We start from the raw sequence: 23,742 nt of genomic DNA, 5'->3' as shown, positions 1-23,742 counted from the left end.
ATGACGGGGTCATCTCGCGGTATCCGCGCCATCCGTGCCGTCGGTGACCGCGCCGTGCTGGTCGAACTCGGCAGCCTTACCGACGTGCTCGGCCTGCAGGCGCGGTTGCAGGAGGACCCGATCGACGGCCAGCTCGACGTGCTCGCAGCTGCCACGACCGTGCTCGTCACCGCCGTCTCCGCCGCCGCGGCCCGCGGGTTCGCCGCCGAGTTACGCGGACGGGACGTGACGCGGGCACCGCACCCGGACACGACCCTCGTGCTGATCGACGCGATCTACGACGGCGAGGACCTCGCCCTGGTCGCCGCCGAGACCGGCCTCGGCCTCGACGGGGTCATCGCCGCGCACACCGGCCAGACCTGGACCGCCGCGTTCGGCGGCTTCGCCCCCGGTTTCGTCTACCTGACCGGCGAGACCGCGGCGCTCGTCGTGCCCCGGCGCGCCGTGCCGCGCAGCGCGGTGCCCGCCGGTGCGGTCGCCATCGCCGGCGACTACTCGGCCGTCTACCCGCGGGCCTCCCCGGGCGGCTGGCAACTGGTCGGCCGCACGAATGCCCGCATGTGGGACCTCGACCGAGCGCAGCCTGCCCTCGTGCGGCCCGGCAACCGGGTGCGGTTCCGCGCGGTGCGTGAATTCGTCGTCGCGGCAGCGGGCTTCATTGACGCGCCGGGCACGGCCCAGCCGGACGCGGCGGCCGACACGTCCCACGGAATCCTCGTCGTCTCCCCCGGGCTGCAGACGACCGTGCAGGACCTCGGCCGCCCCGGCTTCGCCGATCTCGGCGTGGCAAGCTCCGGCGCGCTCGACCGCGGCGCCCTCCGCCGGGCCAACCACATCGTCGGCAATCCGGCCATGGCCGCCGTGCTCGAGAACGCCCTCGGCGGGCTTACCCTCACGGCGGCGACCGACCAGGTGCTGGCCGTCACCGGCGCGACGGTGAGCCTCACCGTCACCGTGTCCGGTGTCGCGACCGTTCGCCGCGAGCCGCCGATGGACGCCCCCATCTCCCTGCTCGCCGGCGAGACGCTCACTCTCGGGACGCCCTGCACCGGGGTGCGCAGCTACCTGGCGTTCCGCGGCGGGATCGATGTTCCGATCGTGCTCGGCAGCCGCTCCACCGACACCATGTCCGGGATCGGCCCGGCTCCGCTCGCCGCCGGGGACCGCCTCCGGATGCTCCCTGCCGCCCCCGGCAGCGCTGTGCACGGCCCCGAGACCCCGCCGGCGGTACCGGCCGAGGTCACCGTGCTGCGGTTCGTGCCCGGACCCCGCGCGGACTGGTTCGACGCGGCATCCGTCGCCCGGCTCGCGCTCGACGAATGGATGGTGACCGCGCTGTCGAACCGGATCGGCCTCCGCCTCGACGGAGAGGCCCTGGTGCGGTCGACGCCGGGCGAGCTCGCCAGCGAGGGCACGGTGAAGGGGGCAATCCAGGTGCCGCCGTCCGGACTTCCGGTTTTGTTCCTGGCCGACCACCCCGTCACGGGCGGCTATCCGGTGGTCGGCGTCGTGCTGGCCGAGGACCTCGATCTGGCCGCCCAGCTGTCCACCGGCGCCCGCATCCGCTTCACCCCGACACCCGACGCCGCCCCGCCGACCTCGCCGGAGCAGCCGTGACCCCGCCGGCCGCCGCGAGGCCCGCGTTGGACCATCGGGCTCAGTCTCGAGCGCGCCACCTGCGCCGCTGCGCACCAGGCACACCGGGAGCGCAACGGCGCAGGTGGCGCGCCCACCCCTTTCGCCCAACGCATCATCGTCCGCGTCATTGAACGAGAGCTGAGACCATGCAGAAAGTCCTGATTGCCAACCGCGGCGAGATTGCGGTGCGCATCATCCGCGCCTGCGACGATGCCGGCCTCGAATCCGTCGCCGTCTATGCGGGGGTCGACGCCGACGCCCTGCACGTGAACGCCGCGACGGAAGCCTGGACTCTAGGCGGGGACAGCCCGGCCGACAGCTACCTGAATGTGGGGAAGCTTCTTGACATCGCCCGCCGGTCCGGCGCCGACGCGGTGCACCCCGGCTACGGCTTCCTCTCCGAGAACGCCGACTTCGCCCAGGCGGCGCTGGACGCCGGGCTGGTCTGGATCGGCCCGACGCCTGACGCCATCCGGGTGCTCGGCAACAAGGTCTCGGCCAGGGAACTCGCCATCCGGGTCGGCGCACCCCTCGTGGCAGGGTCGGAGGGCACCGTTGAAACGGCGGCCGAGGTGCGTGCATTCGCGCTGGAGCACGGCCTGCCGGTGGCGATCAAGGCGGCCTTCGGCGGCGGCGGGCGCGGGCTCAAGGTGGTCTGGGACATGGATGCGATCGAGGAGTCTTTCGACTCGGCCGTGCGCGAGTCGACGGCCGCGTTCGGCCGCGGCGAATGCTTCGTCGAGCGGTTCCTGCACAAGCCCCGCCACGTCGAGGCGCAGATCCTCGCCGATACTCGCGGCAACGTCATCGTCGTCGGCACCCGGGACTGCTCGCTGCAGCGCCGTAACCAGAAGCTCGTCGAGGAGGCACCGGCGCCATTCCTCACGCCCGCCCAGCACGCGCAAATCTACACCTCGGCCAAGGCCATCTGCCTGGCAGCCGGCTACACCGGCGCGGGCACCGTCGAGTACCTGCTCGCCCAGGACGGCACCATCTCGTTCCTTGAGGTGAACACCCGGCTGCAGGTGGAGCATCCGATCACCGAGGAGACCAGCGGGATCGACCTCGTGCTCGCCCAGCTGACCATCGCCGCCGGGGGCCCGCTGCCGGTGTCGGCCGACCCCGAGCCGCGCGGGCACTCCTTCGAGTTCCGGATCAATGCCGAGGATGTCGGGCGGGGGTTCCTGCCATGCCCGGGCACCGTGGCGACCTTCACCGTGCCGACCGGGCCGGGCATCCGCGTCGACACGGGTGTCAGGGCGGGCGACCTGGTCCCGGCGCAGTTCGATTCCCTGCTGGCCAAGCTCATCGTCACCGGGGCCAACCGGCAGCAGGCCCTCCGCCGCGCCCGGCGAGCGCTAGCCGAGTTCGAGATCACCGGCCTGCCGACGGTGCTGCCGTTCCACCGCGCCGTGGTCCGGGCGCCGGCGTTCACCGGCACCGACCGGCTCAGCGTGCACACCGGCTGGATCCAGGCAGACTTCGCCGAGCATCTGCCGAACGACCCACAGTTCAACCCGGTTACACCCGAGGCGCCGCGGCACACGATCAGCATCGAGATCGACGGCCGGCGGATGGCGCTCGGCCTGCCCGCGGGCCTGCTCGACGCGCTCGTGCGCGGTGCCGGACCGGCGACCGGCCTGGCCGCGGCGTCGATCTCCGCCGAAGGCCCCGGCGTCCCCGTCGGCACGACGGCGTCGGAGGCCGACCCGAGCATCCTCAGCGCCACCATGGGCGGTTCGGTCGTGAAATGGCTGGTGGAGCCCGGCACCGCGGTGACAGAGGGTGACCCGGTGCTCGTGCTCGAAGCCATGAAGATGGAGTCGATCGTGACGGCACATCGCACCGGGATCCTGCGGAACCCGACCGTCCACCCTGGTGACGCCGTGGCAGCGAACTCCGCCGTGGCATCCATCGGCGACTGAGCGCCCCGTCCAGCCCGGATCGTGACAGGCCGTATCGTGACAGCATGACCCTCGCCGATATCCTGGACGACCTCCGTCGAATGAAGGCGGCCGGTCGGCACGCCGAGACCGGCCTCTGGGTCGCCGGGGTGCTGCGCGAGCAGATCGCCGCTGGGCGGCTCGCGCCGGGCACCAAACTGTCAGAAGAGACTCTGGGCGAGGCGCTCAGCGTGTCCCGGAACACCCTGCGAGAGGCATTCTCCACACTGAGCGCCGAGCGCGTGGTCACCAGGATCCCCAACCGCGGGGTCTTCGTGTCCCGGCCGACGACCGACGACATCCGCGAGATCTACCGGGTGCGGCGGTACGTCGAACCGGCCGCCGTGGCCTGGACCCCCGCTGCCGATCTCGGACCCGCGCACGTGGCGCCGCTCGACCGGGCGGTCGAGCGGGCGCGCGCCGCCAGGGACGCCGGATCGATCCCGGGCATGGCCGGGGCCAACCAGGATTTCCACGCGGGGATCGTGGCCCTGGCCGGCAGTGCGCGCCTCGACCAACTGATGAGCCAGGTGCTGGCCGAGATGCGGCTGGTGTTCTACTCCATGGCCGAGGATGCGCTCTTCCACGCGCCCTACGTCGACGAGAACGCGCGCATAGTGGCGCTGCTCTCGGCCGGCCGGCAAGCCGACGCCGCCACCGTGCTGGCCGACTACCTCCTCCGCGCCGAGAACCAGCTGCTCGCCGCGGTCACGGCCCGCACCGTGGGTTAGACCCGGAGGCCCGGCATGGTCGCGATCACGGCACGAGGTAGTCGGAGTCGCGCGCGTCGGTAACCAGCATGTGCCCAGGGGCGTGGCCGATCGCGAGCGGCGGCCGTGATTCCATCACCGCAGCCTGCGGGGTGACGCCGCAGGCCCAGAAAACGGGGATGTCCCCTGGCCGAAGGGAGACCGCCTGACCGAAGTCGGGCGCCGCAAGGTCGGCGATGCCGAGTCGCGCGGGGTCGCCGACGTGCGCCGGGGCGCCGTGCACCGCCGGGTACCGGGCGCTGATCCGCACGGCATCGGCCACCTGCTCAGGCGGGATCGGTCGCATCGAGACGACGAGCGGGCCGCCGAGCGAGCCGGCCGTCGTCGCTGGCACGTTCGTGCGGTACATCGGCACGTTCCGGCCCTGGTCGATGTGCGCCACCGCGATGCCGCCGTCCTGCAGCGCGGCCTCGAAGGTGAAGCTGCAGCCGAAGATGAAAGTCACCAGGTCGGGCCGCCACCACTCCGTCACGTCCGTCGGCTCGGCGACGAGCTCGCCGTACTCGTAGACGGTGTAGCGAGGCAGGTCCGTGCGAATGTCCCCTCCGACCAGCAACGCGCCGCTGATCTCGCCCTCGTCCAGCACTCCGAGCACAGGACACGACTTTGGATTCCGCTGGGCGAAGAGCAGCACGTCGAAGGCCTGCGCGCGCGGGACGATCAGGACGTTGGCCTGGGTGAAGCCCCTGGCCCAGCCGGCGGTCGGGGTGACCAGGCCGCCCCGGAAGTGCGCGCGGGCCTGTGCCCCGGTCAGGGTGCCCCGATTGGGCGGGAGTGCCGGCATCCGTCTACACCCAGAGCTTCGCGAGGCCGCCCAGCGACTGGTAGCCGAGGAAGAGCGTGAGCAGCCAGGCGAGCACGCCGATCGCCAGTAGCCACTTCGGGTAGACGTAGCCGCCGAGCAGGTCGCGGCGGCGCCACGCCACCCAGAGGATGACGGCGAAGCCGACCGGGAGGATGAGGCCGTTGATGGCTCCGGCCATGATTAGCAGCGTCGCCGGCGCCTGCCCGAGGAGCGTGTAGACCCCGGTCGACACCGCGATGAACGCGCAGGTGGCGATGCTACGGGTGCGCGAGGAGGTCCTGGGGGTGGTCACGAAAGAGATCGAGGTGTAGGCGGCGCCGATCACTGAGGTGATCGACGCGGCCCAGAGCACGATACCGAAGAGCCGCAGCCCGACCTCGCCTGCTGCCGCCTGGAATGCCTCGGCCGGCTGGTTGTCGCTGGTCAGTGCGATCCCTCCTGCGACAACGCCGAGGATGGCCAGGAATAAAAGCACCCGGATCACCCCGGTGATGATGATGCCCAGGACCGAGCTGCGAGTGATCGCGGTGACGTTGTCACGACCCGAGACGCCGGCGTCGATCATCCGGTGCGCTCCGGCGTAGGTGATGTAGCCGCCGATGGTGCCGCCGATGAGCGTGGTGATGATGAGGAAGTCGACGCCGTCGGGGATGACCGCGTTCTTGAGGGCCAGGCCGAGGGGCGGATGCGACACGATCGCCACGTAGGCAATCAGCAGGATCATCACCGCGCCGAGCACGACGACGATCTTGTCGAGCGCGAGCCCGGCCTTCTTGCTTAGGAAGATCGCGATCGCAATCACGGCGGAGATGATGCCGCCGACCTTCGCGTCGACCCCGAAGATCACGTTGGCGCCCAAGCCGGTGCCCGCGATGTTACCGATGTTGAAGACCAGCCCACCGAGGCAGATCAGCACGGCGAGAAACCAGCCCGAGCCGGGAAGGACAGTGTTGGCGAGCTCCTGCGCCCGCTTGCCGCTGACGCCGATGACCCGCCAGACATTGAGCTGCACGGCGATGTCGACGAGGATCGACACGAGGATGGCGAAGGCGAACGCCGCGCCGAGCTGAACCGTGAAGCTGGTGGTCTGCACGATGAAGCCTGGACCGACGGCACTGGTCGCCATCAGGAACATCGCCCCGAGGAGGGCGCTCCGTTGGGTTGTCCGCCGGCCGGCCGACTTCTTCGGGCGGGGACCGGTTGGGCGTTTCGTTCGCACTGGGCTCACGGTGGTATCCATCGGGCGCTCACTTCTCTGTGGGGGAATGCCCTCAGCACCGGCGGTCACTGAGTTCGTGACAGCCTATATATTGTTCAACAATCGGCGCAAGCCTAGTGAGCAAGTGAACCGCCGGCAGCCCCCGAAAGCGGGCAGATGGTCGGTCCGGAGGCACCAGACCGACCATCTGCCCGCCGTGTTCCAGGTCTCCCACGACGACCGGAGGTGCCGATCCGCGTGCACGTCCACCGCGTCGCGCACGAACTCGGCACCCTCGATCGGCTCAGGCGCAGAACCGGGCGATGGTGCCGGCCAGGATCGCGGTCAGCTGGAGCACGGATGCCTCCTCCGCCCACTCGACGTCGGCGTGCGCCCCGCCGCCGGCCACACCGAGCACCAGGCAGGGGATGCCGGCCTCGTGGAGGAGCCCGGCATCCGTCCAGAACGGTTCCCCGCGCGTCGCCGGGGCGTGCCCGAGCACCCTGTCGGCCTCGGCCGTGGCCAGCCGCACGATCGGCCATTCCGGATCGGCCTCGAATGCCATCCGCGCCACCAGCCGACTGAGGCGAAAACGGAAGTCGGCGGTGCGGCCGGCAATCGCCTCGAGGACGCCGCGCAACTCGTCTTCGACGTCGTCCGGGGTCTCGCCGGGCAGCGTGCGTCGCTCGATCGTGAGCGTGCAAGCCGCGGCGACGGTGGCGGCATCCGTGCCCCCGCGGATCATCGAGACCCGCACCGTGCCGTGCCCGAGGAGCGGATGTCCCGGACCGGCCTCGATCTGCTCGCGCAAGCCATCGAGGGCGCGCAGCACGAGGCCGGCATGCGCGATCGCGTCGATGCCGCGTTCCGGCTGGGAGCCGTGCGCGGCCAGCCCGCTGAGCTCGAGTTCGAACCAGGCGAAGCCGCGGTGCGCGAGGGTCAGGCAGAGCTCGCTCGGTTCGGCCACGATCGCCGCGTCCGCCCGGAAGCTGCGAAGCACCTCCATGGTGCCGGTGCTGCCGAACTCCTCGTCGGCGACGAGCGTGACGAGCACGTCGCCGGCCAGCCCCGCAGCGGATGCCCGTGCCGCCGCGACGAGGATCGCCGCCACGCCGCCCTTCATGTCGAAGGCGCCGCGGCCGAGCACCTGCCCGTCGGGCCGCTCGCCGGCGAACGGGTCGCCGCGGTAACCCGCGACGCCCACCGTGTCGAGGTGACCGTTGAGCATGAGGGATCGGCCACCGCCGGTCCCAGGGAAGATGCCGACGATCGAGGGCCGGCCGGGACACTCCTCGAGGTGGTGCACCTCGAAGCCGCGGCCCGCGAGCCAGCGCGAGCACCAGGCCGCGATCTCCGCCTCCCCCACGGCACCCTGAACGAGGTCGGGGTTGACCGAGTCGATACCGATGAGGCACCGCATCACGTCGATCGGGTCGTCACCGACGCCCGGCTCGGCACTGCCTGACTCGAAACCGCCCCGCCCGACACCGCTCTGCACGTTGGTCACAGCTTGAATCTACCGGCGGCAACCTGATCGCGGAGACCGCTTCGGTACCATGTGGGATGCGAAGTGTGAGGACAGCCACAGCGACGGATGCCCCACCGCGCGTGTCCTGGGGGCTGGTCCCGGCCGGCCTGTTGTCGGCATCGGCGGTGCTGCTATTCGGTGTGCGCGCGGCCGTGCCCGGCTACGTCCTGTTGGTCGCGGCGCTGGCGCTGGCCTTCATCGTCAACCGGGCGCTGTTCAGAGACCTGCTGCTGGTCGCACTCGGCCTGCTGATCATCAGCACGATCTCGGTCGAGGCGAACATCGATTACCCCAACATGGCGTTGATGGGCACCGTGCTCACCCTCGCGGTGCTCGTCCCCTATCTGATCTCGCGCCACGGCTACCGCGACCATGCGATCCGATTCCCGATTCGCACCGGCCAGCGCTGGAACACCCCCGAACGCTGGTACCTCGTGATCGTCGTTGGCCTCGGCTACGTCATCCTCCCGACCTACTTCATCCGATCGGGCGCCTACCAGAACTGGCCCGCCGTGACGGCCCCCGATGAGATCGCGCGCCTCTTCGTGGGCGTGGGCTTCGTCGGGATCTGGGACGAACTATTCTTCATCTGCGTCGCATTCACCCTGTTCCGACGCCACTTCCCCGACTGGCAGGCCAACCTGCTTCAGGCGGTGATCTTCTGCTCGTTCCTCTGGGAACTCGGTTACCAGAGTTGGGGACCCCTGATGACCTTCCCCTTTGCCTTACTGCAGGGCTACACGTTCAAGCTCACCAGATCACTCACCTACGTCGTCTGCGTGCATCTGCTCTTCGACCTCGTGGTCTTCCTCGTGATCGTGCACGCCCACACCCGCGAGTGGCTGGCGATCTTCCCCTACTGACCCGCCATCCACAGTGTTCGCCGGCGCCGGGTGGCCGAGCCCATCGGTGGTCGAGGCTCCCCGGTGGTCGAGCCCATCCCGACCAGGCTCCCCGGTGGTCGAGCCCATCCCGACCAGGCTCACCGCGGTGGTCGAGCGAGTCGAGACCAGAACTAGTCGGTCTGCTTCTCGCCGACCGCCTTGTCCTGGCCGAGCTTGAGGTGGGTCTTGCTGGGGAGTGGAATGAGGGTTTGTTCCGGGTCGAGTGTCGCAGGTGGTGTGAACCGGTAGGTGTTGGCGTTGCGGAGGATTTCCCAGTGTGTGTTGTGGAGGAGTAGGTGGTGGGGGTGGCAGAGGCAGATTCCGTCGGCCTGGTCGGTGAGTCCGTGTTCGAGTAGCCATTTTTTGAGGTGGTGGGCTTTGGTCCAGGATGGTGGTCGGTCGCAGTCGGTCGCAGTCGGTCGCAGTCGGTCGCAGTCGGGCCAGAGGCAGCCGCCGTCACGTGCGCCCATGGTGGTGCGTTGTTTTTCGGTGAAGAGTCGTTGTTCTCGTCCGACGTCGAGTGCTTGTCCGGTGTCGTTGAAGAGGATCCCGCGCGCGGTGTCGCGGAGTTGTCGTTCGATGGTGGCGAGGGAGATCGGGGCGGGACTGCCCTCAAGGTAGCCGTGGCCGACCGGTGGAGAGGATGCAGCGGTTTCTGCGGGAGTTGAGGGAGAAGTGCCGGCCGGTGAGTCGGCTGCGTTGCCGGCACGGGCACCGGCACCGGCACTGGCACTGGGACTGGGACTGGGACTGGGACTGGGACTGTCGCCGGCACGGGCACGGGCACTGGCATCGCTGGCGCGGGTGTTGGCGTTGGTGAGGTCTTTGTGGGTGACGATGACGCGCACGGCAGGGCGGCGGCCGCCGAGCATTTTTCCGGGTTCGACTTCGCCGGCGATTTTGAGTAGTTGCACGAAGGAGTCCGCGGTGATCTGTTCGGTGCTGCGGGGGTCGTCGTAGGCCTGTTTCTCCCGGGCGGCGATGCCGGCCTCGTCAACGTCTTCACGCATCCGCCTGGCCTGTTTGAAGCACTCGTCCGCATTCCAGAGCGATGAACCCGCAAGCAGCCGGGTGAGGGCGGTAAAGAGTTTGTCCGCGGTGACAGCGGTATCGATGTCTCCCAGGCTCTTCCGGATCGACTCCGCGGCATCGACGGAGAGCGTGCCGGCGGCCACGGCGCGCGCTATCAGCGCCTGCCACGACCCGGGAGCGCCTGAACCGGGCAGGAGACCAGGCAGGAGACCAGGCAGGTGACCGGGCGGGAAACCCGCAGGACGGTCGGGGCTTGACCCGTCAGCACCGCAGCATCAGGCAGGGCCTCCAGATCGGCGCTGGAACAGCCCAGACGCGCGACGGTCTCCGCTGCCTGCCTGAGCTGATCTGCCGGTGAATCCATACCACGAGAATACCGACATGTGAACATAAATCTGAGTGAATATCACGTCCTGTGGATAACTATTCGAAAGTATATCCGCCCAACGCGCACGGCAGTGAAAAGCTCGTATGCCGGGGTTGCGCCCCGGCTAAACGCGATATATCGTGAATCTCATTAGACGCGATATATCGCGATACCGGATTTCGGCAGTCCTCCGACGGATGCCGCCACGAACGAAGGAGAACGCAATGGCACTGGAGAAATGGCTGGTTGCCCCTGGGCAGACCAAGGTGATCGACATCGAACTCGTCCGCAAACTCAAGGTCGGAATGATCGGCGGGAAGGTCGACGTGATCGGCCATGACGAGCCGGTCACCCAGGTCGAGGTGCACAGCGTGAGCGGCAAGGACCTGAAGATCTCGCTCGATGGCGACACGCTGGAGATCGACCATCCCCAGCTCCGCTGGGACAACTTCATCGAGGTGTTCGCGTCGTTCCGCGGCACCGCGAAGGCCGACATCAGCATCATGGTCCCGCGCGACGTGGCCCTCAAGTTCGGGGTCGTCTCGGCCGAAGCCCTGATCTCCGGATTGGGCAACGGCGCCCGGTTGAGCACGATCACCGGCGACGTCGTGGTTGACGGCGTGACCGGCGACCTCGAACTCAACAGCGTGAACGGCGAATTGTCGGTGCGGGGCCACGTGGGCGACATCACCGCGCACACCGTCTCCGGGGACGTCACCGCCAGCGGCAGCATCCGCCGATTCAGCCTCGACGGCGTCACCAGCGACGTATTCCTCGACATCGAGGGCACGCCTGACACGATCAACACGAACACCGTCAGCGGCAACCTGACCGTGCGGCTCGGCTCGGACGTGGCCACCCGGTATCACCTCAACACGGTGTCCGGCACCCTGCAGCTCGACGACCAGACCATCAGGGGCACCTTCGGCAAGGGCTACGAGTCCAGCACGGGCAGCCTCGACGGCACCTGGCTCGACCTGCACGCGAACTCGGTCTCCGGGGACGTCTCGGTCGTGCGCCGGGCGACGGATGGAACGGCCGACTCCCCCGCTACCGGGGAGGCCTCGGCATGACTCCCGTCTTCGCCCACGGCAGCCTCCGGCTCTACCTGCTCAGCCTGCTCGCCGAACAGCCCCGGCACGGCTACGAGCTGATCCAGGCGCTCAGCGACCGGTTCGGCGGCACCTATATTCCCAGCGCGGGCACGATCTACCCGCGCCTGGCCAAGCTCGAGGAGGAGGGCCTCGTCACCAAGGCAACGGATGGCCGCAAGACCGTCTACGAGATCACCGCCGCCGGCCGCGCCGAGCTTCTGGCCCGCGAGGGCGACCTGGACGCGATCGAGACCGAGGTGACCGATTCGGTGCGACGCCTCGCTGACGAGGTGCGCTTCGGTGTCACCGAGGCGATGAAGAGCCTGCGGGCCGACCTTGCCTCGGCCAAACGCCAGGCCAGGGACGACGGCGCAGCCACGCCCCCCGAGGCGACGAACGAGCCGGGGGCAGCGACCCGACTCGAGTCGAACCGGGCCCTGCACGAGGCAGACCTGGTGCTCAACGAGTTCCGCCAGCAGCTGCGGGCGGACCTGCGCCGCAGCGCCGCCAGGTCCCGCGTTCCGGCCACCACCGTGCCGGAGCTGCGTCGTCAGCTTGCCGAGGTGCGAGCGGGCATCCTCGCTTCCCTCAGCCATTGACCAAGCCCGAGAACGGCCCCGGTGGGTGAGCCCCGGCCCGGGTGATCAAGAGCCCAACCACCGGGTCAAGCCCGACCACCGGTGGTCGAGCCTGTCGAGACCCGGCCCGATCAGGCCGATCGCTCGGCGACCTGCTCCGGGGTGGGGTGATAGACCTGCGTGCGCTCCCCCGAGCGGTCGATCTCGTGCAGGCTCATCAGCTCGGAGCAGATCGGGCAGCGTGCCTCGGACTTCGCCGCAGCCTCTTCCGTCTCCGTCACCGTCGTATACGGGCCGAGGGGCGGCGGCCCGATCCACGGGAGCAGGGTGCGGTTGAGCCAACCGACAACGCCGACCAGGCCACTGCCGTCTCGTTCCCCTTTATCGGCACGTGTCATGATCATTAGTGTACTAATCAAATCCGGAAGGGGAGCGGTGCCGCACATGACGGAGGACGCCCCCGATCTGCTCCGCCTGGAAGACCAGGTCTGCTTCGCGCTCGCGATCGCATCCCGCAGCGTCATCGGCATCTACCGGCCCATCCTCGAGCCCTACGGTCTCACGCACCCGCAATACCTGGTCATGCTGGCCCTCTGGGAGCGCAGCCCGCGCTCGGTCACAGACCTCGCCACCGAGCTCCGCCTCGAACCGGCCACGCTCTCCCCCTTGCTCAAGCGACTCGAGGCAAGCGGGCTGGTCACCCGCACACGCAACGATCGTGACGAACGGATGCTCGACGTGGCACTGACCGTGGACGGCCTTCGGCTCCGTGAGGAGGCCCGAAGCATCCCGCCGCGCGTCATCGACAGGCTCGGGATGAGCATCGAGGAACTCGAGGCCCTGCGGCGCTCGCTCTGGCGCGTGATCGACGCCACGCACCCCGGGTAGGGACGTCGCCGAGGCTCGTCCGGAACCGCTCGCGACACGCGGACGCCACGCCGTGTCCGAGGCAACCTCCCACAGATTTGACAGCCGTGTGCAAGGGAGTAGTGTCGTCCCTCGTGACACCAGAGGGAACCGGCCCCGCGCCAGAAACACGATCGCCCAAGCGATGGATCATCGGCGACCCGCTCTCGACCGAGCACCTCGAGGGCCAGCTGCTGCCCAAGCACCTTGCCCTGCCGATCTTCGCCAGCGACCCGCTGTCGAGCGTGGCGTACGCGCCGCAAGAGCTCCTGATGATCCTCACCCTCGGCGGACTCGCGTTCCTGAGCTTCGCCCCATGGGTCGCGGCCGTCGTCGTTCTCCTCCTGGTCGTGGTGGTCGCGTCTTACCGCCAGTTGATCAAGGCCTACCCCTCCGGCGGCGGCGACTACGAGGTTGCCTCAAAGAACCTCGGCGAAAAGGCCGGGCTGCTCGTGGCCTCCGCCCTGCTCGTCGACTACGTGATGACCGTGGTGGTCTCGGTTGCCAGCGGCGTGGACAACATCATTTCAGCGCTGCCGATGCTGGTCAATTTCCGGGTTGAAATCGCCGTCATCTTTGTGATCCTGCTCGCGGCGGTCAACCTCCGCGGCGTCGCCGAGTCGAGCAAGGCGTTCGCCATCCCGACCTATCTCTTCATCGCGACCGTGTTCCTGCTCGTGGTCGTCGGTCTCGTCAGGGTACTCCTTGGCGACGCGCCCGTCGCCGAGTCGGCGGGGTTCGACGTGCAGGCCCAGAACCTTGCGCAGTCCGCCTTCATCCTGCTCCTGCTGCGCTCGTTCGCAAGCGGCTGCAGCGCCCTCACCGGCGTCGAGGCGATCGCCAACGGGGTGCCGGCATTCAAACATCCGAAGGTCAAGAACGCGCAGCGCACCCTCGTGCTGATGGGCGGGATCGCCATTACGATGTTTGTCGGCCTGACGGCGCTCGCCCTGATCGCCAAGGTGCACTACGCGGAGAACCCCTGCGACCTGATCGGCTGGGATGAGTGTGCGACCTCGCCGCAGCGGAGCCTGATCGCCCAGATCGCGGCCGCCACCTTCGGCAACAACTCGATCATGTTCTTCGTGCTTCAGGCCGCGACCGCGGCGGTGCTGCTCCTGGCGGCCAACACGGCGTTCAACGGTTTCCCGCTGCTCGGCTCGGTCCTGGCCAAGGACTCCTACGCTCCCAAGTCGCTGAGCACCCGCGGCGACCGCCTGATCTACTCGAACGGCGTGCTGCTCCTGGCCCTGTTCGCCTGCCTGATCATGATCGTCTACCAGGCGAACCTCACGGTGCTGATCCAGCTGTACATCATTGGCGTCTTCGTGTCGTTCACCCTCGGCCAGACCGGCATGGTGAAGCACTGGCTCACGCTGCTCAAGACGAATCCGCCGAACCGCGGCTCGATCATCGCAAGCCTGTCGATCAACGGCTTCGGCGCGCTGCTCACCGGCGTCGTGCTGATCGTCGTGACCATCACCAAGTTCACCCACGGCGCCTGGCTCGTCTTCGTGATGATGCCCGTGCTCTTCACGCTCATGCTCGGAGTCAACCGGTACTACCGGGACGTCGCCAAGGAGATCGAGGTCGACCCGGAGACCACCTTCGGCTCCCAGGGTGACCACGCCATCGTACTCGTCGGCAAGATGCAGAAGCCGGTGCTCAAGGCGCTCGACTATGCGATCGCCGCCCGCCACGAGGGCATCGAGGCCGTGCACATCTCCATCGACGAGCAGGAGACCAAGCAGCTCAAGCGCGACTGGGTCAGGCAGAACATCCAGGTTCCGTTGCGGATCGTGCAATCGCCCTACCGTGACATCAGCTGGCCCCTGATCAGCTACATCAAGGATCGCCGCGAAGACCACGGTTCAGAGGTCATCACCATCTACACCCCGATCTACATCGTCGGACACTGGTGGGAGAACCTGCTCCATAACCACAAGGCCCGCCGCCTGCGCCAGAAGCTCATGCTCGTGCACGGTGTCACCATTTCGCTCGTGCCGTGGCTGCTCGACTCCTCGGAGCTCATCTACGGCCGCCGGTCCCGGCCGATTCCGGGTCAGGACCGTCGCGGCGAGCCCGTGCGCCCCCGTCCGATCCCACGCAGGCCGCTCGCGCCCGCGACCAAGGAGATCCCCGTGCGGCCAACGCCCATGGTCGGCGTGACCCCGCCACAGTCCCGGCCGTCCGCCGCGCGACGCCGCAAGCGCAAGTAGCCGGTGCGGCTCGCACCGGCGGTCTTCCTCGGCGGTGTCGTCGGCACCGCCCTGCGCTTCGGCACCGACCAGGCGCTGCCGCACTCCGCCGGCCAGTTCCCCACCGCCACGCTCGTGGTCAATGCAATCGGCGCGTTCGTGCTCGGCTGGCTCGTCGCCGGGCTCTGGACCCGGCCGGCGGTGCCGCAGTGGCTCAAGGCGGCGCTCGGCCCGGGCCTGCTCGGTTCGTTCACGACATTCTCCGCGGTGATGGTCTCCCTTGTCACCCTGGTCTCCGCCGATTCCTGGGCGCTGGCGGCGACCTACCTCGCTGCCACCCTCGTGCTCGGCTTCCCGGCCGCGGGGCTCGGACTCTGGGTGGGCACCCTGCTGGCCCCCCGGCCGGCCGGCCTCACGGCGACGGATGCCGGGGCCTCCCCGTGAACGCCGGCCTGGTCGCCGCCGTGCTGGCCTCCGGCGGCGCGGCAGCGGTCATCCGTTACCTGACCTCCCGCGTGCTCCCGCTCGGCCCCGGCGGGCTGCCGCTCGGCGTGCTGGTCGTGAATGTGGCCGGGTCCCTCGTGGGCGGGGTGGTGCTCGGTCTCGCCGAGCGCACCGCGGTCGGCGACGACGTGCGCCTGATCGTGCTGACGGGCGTCTGCGGCGGACTGACCACCTTCAGCACCTGGAGTGTCGAGACCGTCGAGCTGCTGCTCAAAGGTCGCTGGCGGGCAGGCCTGATCGGTCTGGTCGGCAACCTCGCACTCGGGCTCGCCTTCTGCGCCGCGGGGTATCTGCTCGCCCGATAGCTCGTCCCGGCTGTGGTATCGAGTCCGGCTGTAGTGCCGCTTCCGGCTGTAGTACCGAGTCAGGGCTAGAGCAGCGCGACGACCTGGCGAGCGATCATCCGGCCGGCCCTGTGCGCGCCGACCGTGCTCGCCTGCGGCCCATAGCCGGCCAGGAAGATGCGCGGGTCCGTCCAGGAAGCGCCGGCGCCGACCGAGAGCCCGCCGGCCTTCTCCCGCAGTTTGAGCGCGGAGAGGTGCCGCAGTTCGGGCCGGAATCCGGACGCCCAGATGATCGCGTCGGCCTCGGTGAACGTGCCATCCGGCCAGCGCACCCCCGCAGGCTCGATCGCCGAGAACATCGGCCGGGCCACGAGCACCCCGCGGGCGATCCCGGCGGCGATCCGGCGGCTCACCGACACGCCGGTGCCGCTGACGATGCTCGGCAGGGCACGCCCGGCCCGGGCCGCCTCGTCCTGCGCGGCGACCGCGGCGGAAGCCCCCTCGAGCTCGAGCTGTTCGGTGTGGATCCAGTCGATCGGGCGCCGCGCCGCCCAGCTGAGCTCGGCCGCGACGTCCTCGAGCTCGAGCAGGAACCCGATCGCGCTGGTGCCGCCGCCGACCACCAGGACGCGCTGGCCGGCGAACTCCTCGGCTGAGACGTAGCCGGCGGTATGCAGCTGCCGCCCCCCGAAACGCTCTACCCCGGGGTAATGCGGCACGAACGGGGAACCCCAGGTACCCGTGGCGTTGACGAGGAGGCGGGCCGTGGTGTCCCGGTTGCCGAAGCCCGGCGAGGTCGTTGACACCATCAGGTCTGCCCCTCGGTTGGACACGGATCGCACGGTGACCGGGCGCACAACCTTCAGTCCGTGGTGTTCCTCGTACCGGCGGTAGTAGTCCGCCACGACCTCCCGGGCGGGGAGTGAACGGTCGGCGGTATCAAAACTGAGGCCGAGTTCGCCCATCCCCGGCAGATCGTTGACCCGGTGTGCGGCGCCGAGGCGCAGGGACCGCCAGCGATGTTGCCAGGCTCCGCCCGCATCCGGGCCTCGGTCGAAGATTACAAAGTCGCGACCGGGGCTAAGCTCGAACTTGCGCAGGTAGTAGGCCACCGAAAGGCCGGCCTGACCGGCGCCGACAATGACGACGGGTACCGTCGCCTCGTTCGCCATCACACCTCATTTCAGCAGGCTGGCCTGTGAACCGCGTCAGCGGGGGTTCAGGCCCATCATGCTAAACTAGCGGCTAGTTTTCACCATTCCGTTCGGCAACTCCCCGGGTGACTCATTCCTCACTCGGCCTGGCATCGTTAGGGGGTCTCGCATGGGGCGCGGCCGTCAAAAAGCAAAGCACACCAAGGTTGCCCGCGAGCTGAAGTATTTCAGCCCGGACACCAACTACAACGCGCTCGAACGCGAGCTCACGGGGCATCCGGTCGAGGACCCGCGCCTCGATGAGGACCTCGCGAAGTGGCCGGAATACGAGGCGTCAAAGCCCGGCAAGGGCAACGAAGACGACGACGAGCAATACGTCGACACCTACGCGACGGAAGACGAGCAGCGCACGGCCTGACTCTTCGCGGCGCACCCGTCTCCGATATCCACCTTCCCGGTCGAAACCGCCCCGCACACCGGGCCGGTTGGAACGAAAAAGGTCGATCTCGGCGCGTATCAGTTCGCGTAGCCGCCGACCAGGCGCACGGCGCCGCCGTTGACGCCCTTGGCGCCCTGTTCGAAGCCCGACAGGTCGTGAGCCGCGGTCGAGACCCGGCCGGCAACCCAGGCCGGGATGCCCTCGGCGGCCAGCCGGGCGATCACGGATGACGCGGAGCCGGCTGCGACGACGGCGAACATGCCGATGCCCAGGTTCCAGGTTCCCTCCGAGCTTTCGAGGGAGGAGCCGGCCAGGTCGCTGAGCACCCGGAAGACGGGCGAAGGCGACCAGGTGGACCGGTCCACCTCGACCCAGGCGCCGAGCGGGAGCACGCGGGCAAGGTTGGCCGCGATCCCACCACCGGTGACGTGGCTGAGCGAATGCACCGCCCCGGCGAGCTCGGGGTCGGCCAGCACGCTGAGCAACGGGCCGGTGTAGAGCCGGGTCGGGGTGAGCAGCACCTCACCGACGACCCCGCCGAGTTCGGCGGAAGTGTCGGTGTAGCCGATGCCGCGCTGGGCGAGGATGTGGCGCACGAGCGAGTAGCCGTTGGAGTGCAACCCGGAAGACGCGAGCGCGACCACCACGTCGCCCGGCACCACCCGCTCGGCGCCGAGGACCTGGTCCGCCTCGACCACTCCGGTGGCCGCACCGGCGACATCATAGTCGTCGGGGCCGAGCAGGCCGGGGTGCTCGGCGGTTTCACCGCCGACGAGAGCGGTTCCGGTTTCGGAGCAGGCCCGGGCGATGCCGGCGACGATGTCCGCGATGCGCTCGGGAACGACCTTCCCGCAGGCGATGTAGTCGGTCATGAACAACGGGCGAGCGCCCACCACCACGATGTCGTCGACAACCATGCCGACCAGGTCCTGGCCGATGGTGTCGTGCTTGTCGATGGCCTGGGCGATCGCGACCTTGGTGCCCACGCCGTCCGTCGACGTCGCCAGTAGCGGGCGGCGGTAGGACGTCAGAAACGACACGTCGTAGAGCCCGGCGAAGCCGCCGAACCCACCGAGAACCTCGGGTCCGTGGGTCTGGGAGACCGCGGCCTTCATCAGGGAGACGGCGAGGTCGCCGGCCGCGGTGTCTACTCCGGCTGTCGCGTATGAAGCGTTGCTCATTCTTGTCTTCCTGGGTCGCCGATCGGGAACAGTCCCGGCCTTGCCGGGGTGCCGCCCCGGCTGGTGGGCTCTCCCGCCGGGGCGCCGGGGCGGCGTGCGGCGGCGTCGAGCAGAGGTTCGTACTCCGCATCGGGTCCAGGGTCGCAGCCGTCTGAGCCGGTCGGACGTTCGAGCAGATTCTTGCCCAAGTGCACCGCGTCGGGCAGCGGGATCGGGTAGACCCCGGTGAAGCAGGCGGTGCAGAGCTTATCGCGCGGCTGCTCGGTGGCGGCGATCATGCCCTCCGGCGAGAGGTAGCCGAGCGAGTCGGCGCCGATTGCCTGGCGCACCTCGTCGACGCCGAGTCCGGTCGCGATCAGTTCCGCCCGGGAGGCGAAGTCGATGCCGTAGAAGCAGGGCCAGGTGATCGGCGGGCTCGAGATGCGCACGTGCACCTCGGCGGCCCCGGCCTCGCGCAGCATGCTGACGAGGGCGCGCTGGGTGTTGCCGCGCACGATCGAGTCGTCAACGACGATGAGGCGCTTGCCCTTGATCACGGCCTTCAGCGGGTTGAGCTTGAGCTTGATGCCGCGCTGGCGAATGGTCTCCGACGGCTGAATGAAGGTGCGGCCGACATAGGAGTTCTTCACCAGCCCCTGGCCGAACGGGATACCGGATGCCTGCGCGTAGCCGATCGCGGCCGGCGTTCCTGACTCGGGAGTCGGGATGACGAGGTCGGCCTCGACCGGGTACTCTCCGGCGAGGCGGCGACCCATTTCGACCCGCGCCTCATGCACTCCGCGACCGGCGATGGTGGTGTCCGGCCGGGCCAGGTAGACGTATTCGAAGACGCAACCGGCCGGCTTGGACTCGGCGAACCGCTGGGAGCGCAGGCCGTCCTCGTCGATGATGAGCAGTTCGCCCGGTTCGACTTCGCGCACGAAGCTGGCGCCGACGATGTCGAGGGCCGCGGTCTCGGATGCGACCACCCAACCGCGTTCGAGGCGGCCGAGCACCAGCGGGCGAACGCCCTGCGGGTCGCGGGCCGCGTACAGCGTGGTCTCGTCCATGAAGACGAGGCAGTAGGCGCCGCGCAGCCGCGGCAGCACCTCGAGCGCCGTGGCCTCGAGGGTGTGGTCAAGGTCGCCGGTGAACAGCGCGGTGATCACGGCGGTGTCGGTGGTGTTGCCGCGGGCGAGTTCGCCCTCCACGTTGGGGTAACGCTCGTGCACGAGCTGCAGGAGCTCGGCGGTGTTGGTGAGGTTGCCGTTGTGGCCGAGGGCTACGGTGCCGCCGGAGGTGCGCCCGAGGGTGGGCTGGGCGTTCTGCCAGCTGGAGGAACCGGTGGTCGAATACCGGGTGTGGCCGACCGCGATGTGGCCGAGGAGAGTGCTCAGTGCGGCCTCGTTGAAGACCTGGGCAACGAGGCCCATGTCCTTGTAGATCAGGATCTTGGAGCCGTCGCTCGTGGCGATGCCGGCCGATTCCTGGCCGCGGTGTTGCAGCGCGTAGAGGCCGAAGTAACTGAGCTTGGCCACCTCCTCGCCTGGGGCCCAGACGCCGAAGACGCCGCAGGCATCCTGCGGCCCCTTCTCACCCTGGAGAAGGTCATGACCTAGAAGTCCGTCGCCACCAGCCAAATCGAAGCCTCTTAACTGTGTCTTTACTCTGAGTTGTCGCTGGATTTCGGGGAGTCGGCTGGAGCGTCCAGAGCCTCTGGCGCATCCGCATCCGCAGCCGCCAGGCCGCTCGGCCCATAGGCACCAAGTCTATCGACGACGACCGTCGCGGCCGAGCGGCCGGTGACCCGGTCGATGACCATGGCAGCAACGGCGCCAACGGCGACGCCGGCCACGACTCCCGCCAGCAGCAGGAATCCGAAGACCTGGCTGGGTCCGAACTCCGCATTTGTCGGGAAGGCAACGGTGAGCACGAGGGCGAGGATCGCGCCGACGACCGCGCCGAGGATCATGAAATTGAGGTAGCGCGGCGAGCGCCGCACGCTTACCCTGGCCTGGTCGACGAGAATCTCGCCTTCGCCGGACTCCGGGACCTGCTGTTCGGGTTGCTCGGCTGAACTCACCCCTCCATTCTCGCACGCGCGCGGGGGCCGACGGCTGTGCGTTTCCCGGTCGCTGGCAGACTGGTCGGATGAACAGGATTGCGGTGCTCGGAGGCGCGAACATGGACCTCGTCGTGCGGCAGCCCCGCCCGGCGAACCCCGGCGAGACACTCATCGGCTCCGGCTTCCTGACCGTGCCCGGCGGCAAGGGCCTGAACCAGGCGGTCGCCGCGACCAGGCTGGGCGCCTCGGTCGACTTCCTCGGCGCGGTCGGAACGGATGCCTACGGCTCGGCGCTGCGCGCGCTGCTGGACCGGGAAGGCATCCGCACGTCGGGTCTGGCCACTGTACCGGGGGCAACGGGGACCGCGCACATCGCCGTGGTGGACTCCGGCGAGAACTCGATCGTCGTCGTGCCGGCTGCCAATGCCGCGGTGACGGGCCTGTCCGAAGTGCAGCGGGCGGCGATCGCCGGCGCGACCCATCTCCTGCTGCAGTGCGAGCTGCCGGTCGGGGTGCTCGTCGAGGGCGTCGCTGCCGCGCGGGCAGCCGGAGCGTTCACCGTGTTCACGCCGGCGCCGGTCGTGCCGCTGCCGGACGGGTTTCTGGCCGGGGTGGACCTGGTCGTGCCCAACCGCCTGGAATCCGAGGCTCTCACGGGCGAGAGCGACCCGGTCCGCGCGGCCGCGGTACTGAGCGCCGACGGAACCTGGGCCATCGTCACCCTCGGCGCGGAGGGCTGCGTCGTCGCCTTCGACGGGATCGTGCTCGGGCTCGCCCCCGCCCGCCCGGTGCGGGCGGTCGATACCACCGCTGCCGGGGACACGTTCGTCGGCGCGCTCGTCGCGCGGCTGGCCGCCCGTTCGGGCCAGACGCGTGGTGCCGGTTCCGGTACCGCGACCGGTTCCGGTTCCAGTTCCGGTACGAGCGCGGGTGCCGCTGCGGGTGCCGCTGTCGCTGCCGGTACGAGCGCGGGTACCGCTGTCGCTTCGAGCGCGGGTGCCGCTGCGGGTGCCGCTGTCGCTGCCGGTACGAGCGCGGGTACCGCTGTCGCTTCGAGCGCGGGCGCCGCTGCGGGTGCCGCTGTCGCTGCCGGTACGAGCGCGGGTACCGCTGTCGCTCCGAGTGCGGGCGCCGCCGTGCGCGCCCCTGCCGTCAGCGAGGCGGAGATGATCGACGCGGTGCGCTGGGCGACCGTTGCGTCGTCCCTCTCGGTCACCCGCCCCGGCGCGACCAGCTCGATGCCGACCCTGGCCGAGGTCACCGCGATCCTCAGCTGACGCACGGCGCCACCGGGCCACCGGGCCACCGGGCCACCGGGCCACCGGCTGCCGGCTGCCGGCTGCCGGCTACGGGCTACGGGCCCAGTGGGAGCGGGAGGTGCGCGGCGAGGTCGGCCCGCTGGCCGGAGGCGTGGATGCGCCCGGTCGCGAGGCCGTCGACCCAGGAGAGTGCTCCGGTGGCGAGGGAGAGCCAGGTTGCGGCATCCGTCTCGACCACGTTGGGCGGGGTGCCCCGAGTGTGCCGGGGTCCGGCGATGCACTGCACGGCCCCGAACGGCGGCACGCGCACCTCGAGGGTGTTGCCGTTGGCCTCCTCGGAGAGCAGTTGCAGGGTGTAGCGCACGGCGAGCGCACGGATGTCCCGGCTCGCCCCGGCCGCATCGGCCGCGTAACTGCACACGGCCGCGCGGCCCACGCCGTCGTCGATCCTCGCCTTGGCCATGCCCCCATTCTGCCGTCCCACCCAGCCCCGCTGTTCGCGAGAGTGCAGTTTTCGCCCCCTCGTTGCTCGTGAAGGGGCCAAAACTGCACTCTCGCGGAACGGGATGGGGAACCAGGGGGGAACCGGGGGGGGAACGGGGGGGGGAACGGAGGGGGAACCCGGGAGGGGCCGCGGGCGCGGCATCCGGTAGCCTGAACCGGTGAGAATTCTGGTCCTCGGTTCCGGTGCCCGCGAGCACGCCATCATCACCGCCCTGCTCCGAGAGGAGCCGGCCCACGAGGTCGTCGCGGCGCCCGGCAACGCCGGGATCGCCCGGGACGTTCCGGTGGTTCCTCTCGACCCGACCGACCCGGAGCAGGTCACCAACTATGCGAACCTGAACGGCGTCGACCTCGTCGTGATCGGCCCGGAGGCCCCGCTCGTCGCCGGTGTCGCCGACGCCCTGCGCGCCCACGGGATCCCCGTTTTCGGCCCGGGCAAGGCCGCCGCTGCGCTCGAAGGCAGCAAGACCTTCGCCAAACGCATCATGGAAGCGGCCGAGGTGCCGACCGGGCGCGCCGTGCGGGCCGGCACCCTCGGCGAGGCGACCGCGGCGCTCGACGAGTTCGGGTCGCCCTACGTGGTCAAGGCCGACGGCCTCGCCGCCGGGAAAGGCGTGCTCGTCACCGAGGACCGCCTCGCAGCGCTCGCCCACGCCACGCACTGGCTGCAGCACGGCAGCGTGCTGATCGAGGAATTCCTCGACGGGCAGGAGGTCTCGCTCTTCCTGCTCAGCGACGGCCACTCCGTGCTCCCGCTCTCGCCCGCCCAGGACTATAAGCGCCTCGGCGACGGCGACGCCGGCCCGAACACCGGCGGCATGGGCGCCTACTCCCCGCTGCCCTGGCTCGACGCCCGGTTCGGCAGCGAACAGGCGTTCGTCGACGAGGTCATCGAGACAATCGCCCTGCCCACCGTGCGCCGGCTCGCCGACGAGAACACTCCGTTCATCGGCCTGCTCTACTGCGGCCTGATCCTGACGGATGCCGGCATCCGCGTGATCGAATTCAACGCCCGCTTCGGAGACCCGGAAACCCAGGTCGTGCTGCCGCGGCTCCTCACCCCGCTGTCCGACCTGCTGCTGGCCGCGGCCACCGGCGTTCTCGGCGGCCTCGCCCGCCCGGAGTTCTCGGCCGACGCCTGCGTCACGGTCGTGCTCGCGAGCGAGAACTACCCTGAACCTCCGGTCACCGGGCGCCCGATCACCGGGCTGGACGCGGCGTCCGCCCTGCCGGGGGTCACGATCCTGCACGCGGCGACCGCCGTGATCGACGACGTGCTCGTCTCGACCGGCGGACGCGTGCTCAGCATCGTCGCGGTCGGCGACGGTTTCGCGGATGCCCGCACCCGCGCCTACGACGCGCTGGCCCTGGTCGACCTTCCGGGCTCCCAGTTCCGCACCGACATCGCCGCCCGCGTCGCCCTCTGACGAGT

At 69.5% G+C, this 23,742-nt stretch carries 23 protein-coding genes; 13 read left to right on the top strand and 10 right to left on the bottom strand.

Annotation, left to right across the window (positions count from 1 at the left end; genetic code table 11):
- From E3O19_RS02150 to E3O19_RS02140, 3 genes are all read left to right on the top strand, one after another.
- On the top strand, positions 1–1,617 hold the full coding sequence (locus tag E3O19_RS02150) for a 5-oxoprolinase subunit B/C family protein (RefSeq protein WP_134564975.1): 1,617 nt from the start codon (positions 1–3) through the stop codon (positions 1,615–1,617).
- Positions 1,618–1,784: 167 nt separating this feature from the next.
- Complete coding sequence (locus E3O19_RS02145) at positions 1,785–3,563, top strand: ATP-binding protein (RefSeq protein WP_134564974.1); 1,779 nt, start codon at positions 1,785–1,787, stop codon at positions 3,561–3,563.
- A 44-nt stretch (positions 3,564–3,607) separates the two neighbouring features.
- Positions 3,608–4,312: a GntR family transcriptional regulator gene (locus E3O19_RS02140; RefSeq protein WP_134564973.1), complete on the top strand. Its 705-nt coding sequence runs from the start codon at positions 3,608–3,610 to the stop codon at positions 4,310–4,312.
- 25 nt (positions 4,313–4,337) lie between these two features.
- Here the strand turns inward: E3O19_RS02140 and E3O19_RS02135 are convergent, their stop codons facing one another.
- The 3 genes from E3O19_RS02135 to E3O19_RS02125 all read right to left on the bottom strand — a co-directional run bounded on the left by E3O19_RS02135 (position 4,338) and on the right by E3O19_RS02125 (position 7,861).
- Positions 4,338–5,135, bottom strand: a complete 798-nt coding sequence (locus tag E3O19_RS02135; RefSeq protein ID WP_134564972.1) for a putative hydro-lyase — start codon at positions 5,133–5,135, stop codon at positions 4,338–4,340.
- A 4-nt stretch (positions 5,136–5,139) separates the two neighbouring features.
- On the bottom strand, positions 5,140–6,396 hold the full coding sequence (locus E3O19_RS02130) for an NRAMP family divalent metal transporter (protein WP_420898574.1): 1,257 nt from the start codon (positions 6,394–6,396) through the stop codon (positions 5,140–5,142).
- A gap of 262 nt (positions 6,397–6,658) precedes the next feature.
- The gene (locus tag E3O19_RS02125) at positions 6,659–7,861 is read right to left on the bottom strand and encodes a M20/M25/M40 family metallo-hydrolase (protein WP_241981138.1); all 1,203 of its coding nucleotides are present in this window, start codon (positions 7,859–7,861) and stop codon (positions 6,659–6,661) included.
- Positions 7,862–7,917: 56 nt separating this feature from the next.
- On the opposite strand from E3O19_RS02125, the gene E3O19_RS02120 reads away from it, so the two are divergent.
- Positions 7,918–8,745: a CPBP family intramembrane glutamic endopeptidase gene (locus tag E3O19_RS02120; protein ID WP_134564971.1), complete on the top strand. Its 828-nt coding sequence runs from the start codon at positions 7,918–7,920 to the stop codon at positions 8,743–8,745.
- Positions 8,746–8,897: 152 nt separating this feature from the next.
- Here E3O19_RS02120 and E3O19_RS02115 read toward each other — a convergent pair whose 3' ends face one another.
- Positions 8,898–9,941, bottom strand: coding sequence for a hypothetical protein (locus E3O19_RS02115; RefSeq protein WP_134564970.1), 1,044 nt, complete (start codon positions 9,939–9,941; stop codon positions 8,898–8,900).
- Between the two features lie 448 nt (positions 9,942–10,389).
- Here E3O19_RS02115 and E3O19_RS02110 point away from each other — a divergent pair, with 448 nt between their 5' ends.
- Together E3O19_RS02110 and E3O19_RS02105 are read left to right on the top strand one after the other, a co-directional pair.
- On the top strand, positions 10,390–11,238 hold the full coding sequence (locus E3O19_RS02110; RefSeq protein WP_134564969.1) for a DUF4097 family beta strand repeat-containing protein: 849 nt from the start codon (positions 10,390–10,392) through the stop codon (positions 11,236–11,238).
- Positions 11,235–11,858 carry a PadR family transcriptional regulator gene (locus E3O19_RS02105; protein ID WP_134564968.1) on the top strand — a complete coding sequence of 208 codons (624 nt, stop codon included), beginning with the start codon at positions 11,235–11,237 and terminating at the stop codon, positions 11,856–11,858. Before E3O19_RS02110 ends, E3O19_RS02105 begins: the two co-directional genes overlap by 4 nt.
- Positions 11,859–11,968: 110 nt before the next feature.
- Here the strand turns inward: E3O19_RS02105 and E3O19_RS02100 are convergent, their stop codons facing one another.
- Positions 11,969–12,235 carry a hypothetical protein gene (locus E3O19_RS02100; RefSeq protein WP_134564967.1) on the bottom strand — a complete coding sequence of 89 codons (267 nt, stop codon included), beginning with the start codon at positions 12,233–12,235 and terminating at the stop codon, positions 11,969–11,971.
- Positions 12,236–12,281: 46 nt separating this feature from the next.
- Between E3O19_RS02100 and E3O19_RS02095 the strand changes: the two genes are divergently transcribed.
- The 4 genes from E3O19_RS02095 to crcB all read left to right on the top strand — a co-directional run bounded on the left by E3O19_RS02095 (position 12,282) and on the right by crcB (position 15,750).
- The gene (locus E3O19_RS02095) at positions 12,282–12,725 is read left to right on the top strand and encodes a MarR family winged helix-turn-helix transcriptional regulator (RefSeq protein ID WP_134564966.1); all 444 of its coding nucleotides are present in this window, start codon (positions 12,282–12,284) and stop codon (positions 12,723–12,725) included.
- A gap of 101 nt (positions 12,726–12,826) precedes the next feature.
- Entirely contained in the window at positions 12,827–14,962 is a 2,136-nt protein-coding gene (locus E3O19_RS02090) for an APC family permease (protein ID WP_420898573.1), read from the top strand.
- A gap of 3 nt (positions 14,963–14,965) precedes the next feature.
- A complete protein-coding gene (locus E3O19_RS02085; RefSeq protein ID WP_134564965.1) occupies positions 14,966–15,385 on the top strand; it encodes a fluoride efflux transporter FluC in 420 nt (139 codons plus the stop codon).
- A complete protein-coding gene (gene crcB / locus E3O19_RS17625) occupies positions 15,382–15,750 on the top strand; it encodes a fluoride efflux transporter CrcB (RefSeq protein ID WP_166804429.1) in 369 nt (122 codons plus the stop codon). The genes E3O19_RS02085 and crcB overlap by 4 nt, the downstream gene beginning before the upstream one ends.
- 65 nt (positions 15,751–15,815) lie before the next feature.
- Here crcB and E3O19_RS02075 read toward each other — a convergent pair whose 3' ends face one another.
- Positions 15,816–16,901, bottom strand: a complete 1,086-nt coding sequence (locus E3O19_RS02075) for an NAD(P)-binding domain-containing protein (protein ID WP_134564963.1) — start codon at positions 16,899–16,901, stop codon at positions 15,816–15,818.
- Positions 16,902–17,052: 151 nt separating this feature from the next.
- Here E3O19_RS02075 and E3O19_RS02070 point away from each other — a divergent pair, with 151 nt between their 5' ends.
- Entirely contained in the window at positions 17,053–17,301 is a 249-nt protein-coding gene (locus tag E3O19_RS02070) for a DUF3073 domain-containing protein (protein ID WP_134564962.1), read from the top strand.
- 98 nt (positions 17,302–17,399) lie between these two features.
- Here E3O19_RS02070 and purM read toward each other — a convergent pair whose 3' ends face one another.
- From purM to E3O19_RS02055, 3 genes are read right to left on the bottom strand one after another with little or no spacing between them, the layout of a single operon-like run.
- A complete protein-coding gene (purM, locus tag E3O19_RS02065; RefSeq protein ID WP_134564961.1) occupies positions 17,400–18,503 on the bottom strand; it encodes a phosphoribosylformylglycinamidine cyclo-ligase in 1,104 nt (367 codons plus the stop codon).
- Positions 18,500–20,122: an amidophosphoribosyltransferase gene (gene purF, locus E3O19_RS02060; protein WP_241981137.1), complete on the bottom strand. Its 1,623-nt coding sequence runs from the start codon at positions 20,120–20,122 to the stop codon at positions 18,500–18,502. The genes purM and purF overlap by 4 nt, the downstream gene beginning before the upstream one ends.
- A 23-nt stretch (positions 20,123–20,145) precedes the next feature.
- Complete coding sequence (locus E3O19_RS02055) at positions 20,146–20,565, bottom strand: hypothetical protein (RefSeq protein ID WP_134564960.1); 420 nt, start codon at positions 20,563–20,565, stop codon at positions 20,146–20,148.
- Positions 20,566–20,633: 68 nt separating this feature from the next.
- Here E3O19_RS02055 and E3O19_RS02050 point away from each other — a divergent pair, with 68 nt between their 5' ends.
- Complete coding sequence (locus E3O19_RS02050) at positions 20,634–21,824, top strand: ribokinase (protein WP_134564959.1); 1,191 nt, start codon at positions 20,634–20,636, stop codon at positions 21,822–21,824.
- 76 nt (positions 21,825–21,900) lie between these two features.
- On the opposite strand, the gene E3O19_RS02045 is transcribed toward E3O19_RS02050, so the two are convergent.
- Positions 21,901–22,269 (bottom strand): sterol carrier family protein, encoded by a 369-nt coding sequence (locus tag E3O19_RS02045; protein WP_134564958.1) that lies wholly within the window; start codon positions 22,267–22,269, stop codon positions 21,901–21,903.
- Between the two features lie 199 nt (positions 22,270–22,468).
- On the opposite strand from E3O19_RS02045, the gene purD reads away from it, so the two are divergent.
- Positions 22,469–23,737, top strand: coding sequence for a phosphoribosylamine--glycine ligase (purD, locus tag E3O19_RS02040; RefSeq protein ID WP_134564957.1), 1,269 nt, complete (start codon positions 22,469–22,471; stop codon positions 23,735–23,737).
- The last annotated feature ends 5 nt before the right edge of the window (positions 23,738–23,742 follow it).

The organism is Cryobacterium algoritolerans, from assembly GCF_004402785.1.
In the GTDB taxonomy this organism is placed as follows: Bacteria; Actinomycetota; Actinomycetes; order Actinomycetales; family Microbacteriaceae; genus Cryobacterium; species Cryobacterium algoritolerans.
This window is presented reverse-complemented; position numbering and strand designations above follow the sequence as displayed.

Bases quoted from the DNA above. Each gene is read 5' to 3' on its own strand.
- E3O19_RS02110 (WP_134564969.1), top strand. From the start codon at position 10,390: ATGGCACTGGAGAAATGGCTGGTTGCCCCTGGGCAGACCAAGGTGATC.
- E3O19_RS02105 (WP_134564968.1), top strand. From the start codon at position 11,235: ATGACTCCCGTCTTCGCCCACGGCAGCCTCCGGCTCTACCTGCTCAGC.
- E3O19_RS02120 (WP_134564971.1), top strand. From the start codon at position 7,918: ATGCGAAGTGTGAGGACAGCCACAGCGACGGATGCCCCACCGCGCGTG.
- E3O19_RS02100 (WP_134564967.1), bottom strand. From the start codon at position 12,235: ATGACACGTGCCGATAAAGGGGAACGAGACGGCAGTGGCCTGGTCGGC.
- E3O19_RS02145 (WP_134564974.1), top strand. From the start codon at position 1,785: ATGCAGAAAGTCCTGATTGCCAACCGCGGCGAGATTGCGGTGCGCATC.
- E3O19_RS02045 (WP_134564958.1), bottom strand. From the start codon at position 22,269: ATGGCCAAGGCGAGGATCGACGACGGCGTGGGCCGCGCGGCCGTGTGC.
- E3O19_RS02075 (WP_134564963.1), bottom strand. From the start codon at position 16,901: ATGGCGAACGAGGCGACGGTACCCGTCGTCATTGTCGGCGCCGGTCAG.
- E3O19_RS02070 (WP_134564962.1), top strand. From the start codon at position 17,053: ATGGGGCGCGGCCGTCAAAAAGCAAAGCACACCAAGGTTGCCCGCGAG.
- E3O19_RS02135 (WP_134564972.1), bottom strand. From the start codon at position 5,135: ATGCCGGCACTCCCGCCCAATCGGGGCACCCTGACCGGGGCACAGGCC.
- E3O19_RS02150 (WP_134564975.1), top strand. From the start codon at position 1: ATGACGGGGTCATCTCGCGGTATCCGCGCCATCCGTGCCGTCGGTGAC.
- E3O19_RS02140 (WP_134564973.1), top strand. From the start codon at position 3,608: ATGACCCTCGCCGATATCCTGGACGACCTCCGTCGAATGAAGGCGGCC.
- E3O19_RS02050 (WP_134564959.1), top strand. From the start codon at position 20,634: ATGAACAGGATTGCGGTGCTCGGAGGCGCGAACATGGACCTCGTCGTG.
- E3O19_RS02095 (WP_134564966.1), top strand. From the start codon at position 12,282: ATGACGGAGGACGCCCCCGATCTGCTCCGCCTGGAAGACCAGGTCTGC.
- E3O19_RS02130 (WP_420898574.1), bottom strand. From the start codon at position 6,396: ATGGATACCACCGTGAGCCCAGTGCGAACGAAACGCCCAACCGGTCCC.
- purM (WP_134564961.1), bottom strand. From the start codon at position 18,503: ATGAGCAACGCTTCATACGCGACAGCCGGAGTAGACACCGCGGCCGGC.